9 protein-coding genes are annotated in these 6,642 nt (G+C 65.9%); 5 read left to right on the forward strand and 4 right to left on the reverse strand.

Features of this window, described 5'->3' with window-relative positions; translation table 11 throughout:
* Positions 1–2: 2 nt before the first annotated feature.
* The 3 genes from QGG75_02515 (at position 3) to QGG75_02525 (ending at position 2,559) form a co-directional block, all read left to right on the forward strand.
* Entirely contained in the window at positions 3–764 is a 762-nt protein-coding gene (locus QGG75_02515) for a methyltransferase domain-containing protein (GenBank protein MDP6066120.1), read from the forward strand.
* A 113-nt stretch (positions 765–877) separates the two neighbouring features.
* A complete protein-coding gene (gene hemN, locus QGG75_02520; GenBank protein MDP6066121.1) occupies positions 878–2,233 on the forward strand; it encodes an oxygen-independent coproporphyrinogen III oxidase in 1,356 nt (451 codons plus the stop codon).
* Positions 2,234–2,256: 23 nt separating this feature from the next.
* Positions 2,257–2,559, forward strand: a complete 303-nt coding sequence (locus QGG75_02525; GenBank protein MDP6066122.1) for a PilZ domain-containing protein — start codon at positions 2,257–2,259, stop codon at positions 2,557–2,559.
* Here the strand turns inward: QGG75_02525 and QGG75_02530 are convergent.
* The gene (locus QGG75_02530; GenBank protein MDP6066123.1) at positions 2,556–3,113 is read right to left on the reverse strand and encodes a hypothetical protein; all 558 of its coding nucleotides are present in this window, start codon (positions 3,111–3,113) and stop codon (positions 2,556–2,558) included. The two genes, QGG75_02525 and QGG75_02530, sit on opposite strands and share 4 nt — an antisense overlap.
* A gap of 156 nt (positions 3,114–3,269) precedes the next feature.
* Between QGG75_02530 and QGG75_02535 the strand changes: the two genes are divergently transcribed.
* Positions 3,270–4,052 (forward strand): SDR family oxidoreductase, encoded by a 783-nt coding sequence (locus QGG75_02535; protein MDP6066124.1) that lies wholly within the window; start codon positions 3,270–3,272, stop codon positions 4,050–4,052.
* Between the two features lie 11 nt (positions 4,053–4,063).
* Entirely contained in the window at positions 4,064–4,639 is a 576-nt protein-coding gene (locus tag QGG75_02540) for a carboxymuconolactone decarboxylase family protein (GenBank protein ID MDP6066125.1), read from the forward strand.
* Here QGG75_02540 and QGG75_02545 read toward each other — a convergent pair.
* The 3 genes from QGG75_02545 to QGG75_02555 all read right to left on the reverse strand — a co-directional run.
* On the reverse strand, positions 4,608–5,012 hold the full coding sequence (locus QGG75_02545) for a Zn-ribbon domain-containing OB-fold protein (GenBank protein MDP6066126.1): 405 nt from the start codon (positions 5,010–5,012) through the stop codon (positions 4,608–4,610). The two genes, QGG75_02540 and QGG75_02545, sit on opposite strands and share 32 nt — an antisense overlap.
* Before the next feature lie 2 nt (positions 5,013–5,014).
* Positions 5,015–6,169 carry a transporter gene (locus tag QGG75_02550; protein ID MDP6066127.1) on the reverse strand — a complete coding sequence of 385 codons (1,155 nt, stop codon included), beginning with the start codon at positions 6,167–6,169 and terminating at the stop codon, positions 5,015–5,017.
* A gap of 26 nt (positions 6,170–6,195) precedes the next feature.
* Positions 6,196–6,642, reverse strand: a 447-nt coding sequence (locus QGG75_02555; GenBank protein ID MDP6066128.1) for a hypothetical protein, incomplete at its 5' end; no start/stop codon positions are given.

A 6,642-nucleotide genomic window follows, 5' to 3' on the forward strand; every position in this document is an offset into this window, starting at 1 on the left:
CCTTGAACTGGGACCCAACCAGCTACCTGGCCTTCGCCGACCAGCGCCTGCGGCCGGCGCTCGATTTGCTGGCCCGGGTGCCGCTGGCGGCGCCGGCCCGGGTCTTTGACCTGGGCTGTGGTGCCGGCAACGTCACCCGGGCGCTGCACCGGCGCTGGCCCGAGGCGGCGCTGACCGGCGTCGATCAGTCGCCTGAGATGCTCGAGCGCGCGCGCCGTGAGCTGCCGGCGGCGAAATGGCAGCAGGCCGACCTGACGCAGTGGCACACCCAGGAGGCCCACCTCATCTACTCCAACGCCGCGCTGCACTGGCTGGAGGATCACGAGACGCTGTTTCCGGCGCTCCTCGCCATGCTCGCCGAGGGCGGCGTGCTGGCCGTGCAGATGCCGCGCATGTTCGATGCGCCATCGCACCGGGCGATGCGCGAAACGGCGCTGGCCGGGCCCTGGCGGCAACGGCTGGAGGCCCTGTTGGGCCCGGCCCCGGTGGCGCCGCCCGATTATTATTACCAACTGCTGGCGCCGCACGCGGCCAGCCTCGACATCTGGGAATGCGAATACCTGCAGGCCCTGGATGGTCCCGACCCGGTGCTGGCCTGGACCCGGGGCACGGCGCTCAGGCCCTTTCTGGCGGCCATCGAGGAGCCCCAGCGCGGCGCCTTCGAGGCCGAATATGCGGCCCGCCTGGCGGCCCTCTACCCGCCGGCCGCCGACGGGCGGGTGCTGTTTCCCTTCCGCCGTTTGTTCATCGTCGCCGGGGCTTGACCCGCGTTTCTCACCGGGTCACGGCGACAAGCTGGCCGCAAATTCGGCATTACACCTTTGCCCCAGCGCTGCTATATCCCTGTTGGCAAGGAATACCACCAGCGACGCCCGCCATGGACCGATTGAACGACATTCTGCTCAAATACGACGCCCGCGTACCGCGCTACACCAGCTACCCCACGGCGCCCCACTTCGGCGAGGCGGTGAATGCCGGCGTCTACCGGCACTGGCTGGCCGGGATCCCCGCCGAGACGCCGTTGTCACTTTACCTGCATGTGCCGTTCTGTTCGCAGCTCTGCTGGTTCTGCGGCTGCCAGATGAGTGTCGTCAACCGCTATCAGCCGGTGGCTTCCTACCTGGATCTGCTGGCGGCCGAGATCGACCTGGTGGTGGCGGCGCTGGGGCCGGGCCGGCCGGTCAGCCACGTGCACTGGGGTGGCGGCAGCCCGGACATCGTCAAATCCGCCGATTTCGCCGCCGTCATGGCGCACCTCGGGCGCCATTTTGCTTTCGCCGACGGGGCCGAGGTGGCGGTCGAAATCGATCCCCGCATCTTCACGCCCGAACAGGCCACCGCGATGGCCGCCGCAGGTGTCAACCGCGCCAGTCTGGGGGTGCAGGATTTCGCAGCCGAGGTGCAGGCCGCCATCAACCGCATCCAGCCCTTTGAGCAGACGGCGGCGACGGTGGCGGCGCTGCGCCAGGCCGGCATCGACGACTTGAGTTTCGATCTGCTCTACGGCCTGCCGAGACAGACGGCGGCAAGTCTGGTCGCCACCGTCGACCAGGCGCTTGAACTGGAGCCCGACCGCATCTCGCTTTTTGGCTACGCCCACGTGCCCTGGATGCGCAAGCACCAGGCCCTGATGGACGAGAGCGCACTGCCCGGCGCCGCGGCCCGGCTTGAACTCTACCAGGCCGCCTCCGGGCGGCTGGTGGAGCGGGGCTTCAGCGCCATCGGCATCGATCATTTCGCGCGCCCGGGCGACGATCTGGGCAAGGCCGGCGAGAGCGGCCGGCTGCACCGCAACTTCCAGGGCTATACCACCGACCAGGCCGATATTCTGATTGGCCTGGGCGCCTCGGCCATCGGGGCGCTGCCCCAGGGCTACGTGCAGAACGCCACGCAAGTGCCCGACTACCGGCGGGCTATCGAGGCCGGCCGACTGGCCACCGTGCGCGGCCTCGAGCTCAACGCCGACGACCGCCTGCGGCGCGACGTCATCGAACGCCTGATGTGCGACCTCAGCGTCGATCTGGGCGCCGTCAGCGCCCGCCACGGCGGCGACCCGGCGATCTTCAGCGAGGCCCTGGTGGCCCTCGAGCCGATGCGGCGAGACGGCTTGGTGACCATTTCCGGCGACCGCGTCACGGTGGCTCCCGCGGGCCGAACCGTGGTACGCTTGGCCTGCGCCGCCTTCGACCGTTACCTGGCCCAAGGCAAGGCTCGCCACTCGAGCGCCATCTGAGGGATCAGGGAATAGCGAACGCGATGACGAATTTCGGCAGCAGGAGGCGGGACAAGCGTAGCGCCGTGACGCTGAGCGCGGATGTGATCTCGGCCGGCGGCAGCGAACATTGCAACGTTATCGATATCTCGGCCGGCGGCGCCAAGATCGAGATCGCCCAGACGCTGGAGCGCGATGCCAGGGTTGAACTGAAGCTCGGCGACGCCGCGCGCTTTCCCAGCCGCGTGGCCTGGAAGCAATCGCCCTATTACGGCCTGCAATTCCAGGGCGACAAGGAAAAGACCGCCGAGACCTTGATGGCGATTGCCGTCTACGGCTCGGCCTAATTGCCCCTGCGCACCAGGGTGCTCTCGATCGCCTTGAGCCGCTGGCCGTCACGAAACCGGTTGAAGGAGAGTTCCAGGCCCTGAGCGCTCAGCGTGCGCCGGTAAACCTGCATCTCGTAGCCCCCTTGGTCGGTGATCAGCAGGGCATAGACGGTCAGGGTCCGGCCCTCGATCTTGGCCCAGACGTAGGGCTCGCCCTTGAGCGGATCCAGCGGCACGGAGCGGCCGAATTTGTTCTTGCGCATGGATGAGGAATAGATCGACGGGCGCACCGAGGGCTTGAAGTCGATGCGGTAGGCCTTGCGCTTGAGCGAGCCGTCGGGGCGCTGGCTGACGGTGGTCCAGGCGACGCGAAATCCCTTGTCCAGCTTTTCGATGGTCACCGCCAGGTCACGCTCCGAGAGGCCGTCCTCGCCGCTCGAGATGGTGCGGCCGGTGTAATTGCCGAGGAAGGGGTCGATGGCCGCGGCAACAGCCTGGCCGGCCCCCAGCGTCAGCAGCAGGGCCAATACCGGCAAGATCAGGAACGTCCCAAAGATTCTTTTCACAGCCATCGACCTTTCGCCCGCGGCAGCGCCCACAAGGTATTCATGGTAGCAACGTTGGCATGGTAGCGGCCTTGGCGGCCATTTCAAAGCGCGGTGATAGGGCTCTTTGCGGCCCGATTTTGCTACAATCGACTGGCAACCCGAAACCTGGGAGGGGAACGGATGATTGATGGCAGACTAGCTGGAAAAACCGCACTGGTAACCGGATCGGGCCAGGGTATCGGTGAAGGCATCGCCAAGGTTTTTGCCCGCGAAGGCGCCGCTGTGGTGGTGGCCACGCGCACCACGAGCAGCGGCCAAGCCACCGTCGACGATATCGTCGGCGAAGGCGGCAGGGCAATTCTGGTGACAACCGATGTCAAGGACGCTGCGCAGATCGAAAATGCTCTCAAGAAAACGCTGGAGAGCTACGGCAAGCTGAACATCATGGTTCACAATGCCGCCTCATTTGCCGGCGGCATGATCGAGGCCTACGCCGAGCAGGATCTCGACGACGCCCTGGGCACCAATCTCAAGGCCGCCTTCAGCCTGGCCAAGGCCGCCATTCCCCATATGAAAAAGCAAGGCGGCGGTCGCTTGCTTTATACCTCCTCGGTGACCGGGCCGCGGGTTGCCATGCCCGGTGCCTCCTATTATGCCGCCAGCAAGAGCGGACTGAACGGCTTTATCCGCACCGCGGGGCTGGAACTGGCGCCGCTGAATATCACGGTAAACGGCGTCGAGCCCGGGTTCATCAAGACACCGGCCATGGACCTGCTGGCCGATGCCGAGGGCCAAAAGGAAATGGCGAAATATATCCCGGCCGGTGAATTCGGCAGGCCCGAAGATATTGCCTACGCCATGCTTTATCTGGCCTCGGACGAGGCCCGCTACGTCACCGGCCAGACCATCGTGGTCGACGGCGGCGTTACGCTGATGGCGCCCGAACGCGACGCCCAAGGATAAGGAGCCAATCCATGGCAAGGGTCCCCTACCTCACGAAATCCGATCTCTCGGCCGATGACCAGGACCTGCTGGCGCGCGATCTCAACATTTACCGGGCGCTCGCCAACAGCCCCGGCGGCGCGCGCAGCTTTGGCGGGCTGGGCCAATACATCCGCCACCAGAGCCCCCTCGATACACGCTTGCGCGAGCTCGCCATTCTGCAGGTCGGCTATCTCACCCGGTCGCCCTATGAATACAGCCACCATATCGAAATCGGCCGCGAATTCGGCGTCAGCGACGACGATTTGCGGGCCTTGGCCGAGGAAAGCGCCGGCCGCCAAAGCTCGCTCGAGCCGCTGGCCCGCACAGTGCTCAAGGCAGCCCGCGAGATGACAGAGAATTTCACCCTCTCGGACGGGACCTATGCAGCGCTGGAGCGCGACCTCGACAACGAATGCCTTACCGATCTGGTGCTGACCATCGCCTTCTACAACGGCGTCGTGCGCCTGCTGGCCAGCCTGCAGATCGATGTCGAGGACAAGTACCTCGGGTACCTGGAGGAGTTTCCCCTGCCCGCTAGCCCGCCGGCCGGGCGATCGGCACCGTGACATCGTCGTCGATGTCTTCGAATCCGATTTCCACTGCCATGCCCATGGCGATTTGGTCAGCCGCCACGTCTCGCAAGCGGCAATTCAGCCGCACGCCCTCGTCGAGGTCGATGATGCCTAGCAAGAGCGGTAACTGCTCCTCGAAAGAGGGGTGGAAGGCGTAGTGCGAGACCGTCCAGCTGTGGACCTTGCCGCGGCCCGAAGCCTCGACCCAGTCCGCCTCCATGGCGTGGCACTGGGGGCAGACAGGTCGCGGGTAGTGGCGTACGGCGCCGCACTTGCTGCAGGTCTGCAGCACCAGGCGGTGATCCTTCAGGGCCTCCCAAAAGGGTTTGCTGTCTTCGTTGGCGGGCGGCAGCAGGGGCTCGACCATGATCAGGCTCCCCGCATGATGGCGACCGAGCCGTCACCCATGTCGCCGTAGCCGGTGACCAGGCCGACTTCGGCATCGGCCACCTGGGCCTTGCCGCCCTGGCCGCGCAACTGGCGCACCAGTTCGACGACGTGGTTGAGGCCGATGATGTGGGCCTGCGACAAGAGGCCGCCATGAGTGTTGATGGGCAGCTTGCCACCTGGGTCGATGTGGCCGTCGTCGATGAAGGGGCCGCCCTCGCCCTTCTTGCAGAATCCCAGATCCTCGAGCTGGCAGAGCACGGTGTAGGTAAAGCAGTCGTAGATCTCCGCCACGTCGATGTCGTCGGGGCCGACGCCGGCCATGGCGAAAGCCCGCGGAGCCGCCTTGGCCAGGCCCAACGTGGTCAGGTCGGGGCGCTGGCTTATGGCGCTGGGCGAATCGGGATGGCCTTCGGCGACGCCCATGATGGTGACGGGCTTCTGTTTCAGGTCACGGGCCCGCTCGGTGGACGACACCACCACGGCGGCGCCGCCGTCACTCTCGAGGCAGCAGTCGAACAGCCGGAAGGGTTCAGAGATCATGCGCGACGACTGGTGCTCCTCCAGCGTCAGCGGCTTCTTCATGATGGCGTTATCGTTCTTCAGCGCGTTGTCACGGGTGTTCACGGCGATGCGCCCGAACTGCTGGCTGGTGGTGCCGTAGAATTCCATGTGGCGGCGCGCCATGGGGGCGTAGAACTGGGCCGGCGCGACAGCGCCCGAGGGCATCTCGTACTCGCCGACGAGGCGGAACTGGGGCAACTGCTGCATACGCATGCCGACCCGGGTCTGGGAATAACCATTGCGGCCCAGCGGGATCAGCACATGATTGGCAACGCCGGTGACAATGGCCATGGCAGCGGCCTGGAGCGCCGCCACGGAGCTCGCCCCGCCCAACGGCGTGGTGGCGGAAAAACGCAGATCCTCGAGACCGAAGTTGGTGGCGAAGTCTTCGGCCACGACCTCGTTGTTGGCATAGGGAATGATGCCATCGATGTCGCGGGGCGATAGTCCGGCATCGGCAATGGCCGTCAGCGAGGCCTCCATCTGCAGCGCCGTGACGCTTTTACCCGAGCCGCGCACATAGGCGGTTTCACCGATGCCGGTAACGGCGCATTTTTCACTCAAGGTATTCATGATGCCCTCCGCTTGCCCCCCGGTATTCAGGTGTCTTCGACAAGAGTGACACGATAGCCGACCCGCGGGAAGTGGACAGAGACGTGGCCGATGCGAGGATTTTCATGCCGGATGGCGATGCTCTCGCGGTCGCAGCCGTGGACCAGCCCCGTGACCTCGGGATCGCCGCCGTCGACATCGGGCACCACGGCGACGCGGCGGCCGGCCAGGGACTGGGGATCCGTGGGGTCGGCAAGCGGCGGTGCCGGTTCTGCGGCCCGGGCGACGTCCAGGGCTTCGGCCGCCGTCATCTCTGTTGGCGTGCCGTGGCCGATGTCATCGACCCTTGTCTCCCAGGCCTCGAGGGACGGGAACTCGGTCAGTAGCTCGGGGCCACCCGACCAGCGCCCGCGCACGAACCAGATCAGGTAGTAACCATGTGTGGACGGCTCCCTGTTGGCAAGGGATTTATTGGACGTTGATGCAGTGCTGGT

The sequence above is a fragment of the Alphaproteobacteria bacterium genome, from assembly GCA_030740435.1.
Classification (GTDB): domain Bacteria; phylum Pseudomonadota; class Alphaproteobacteria; order UBA2966; family UBA2966.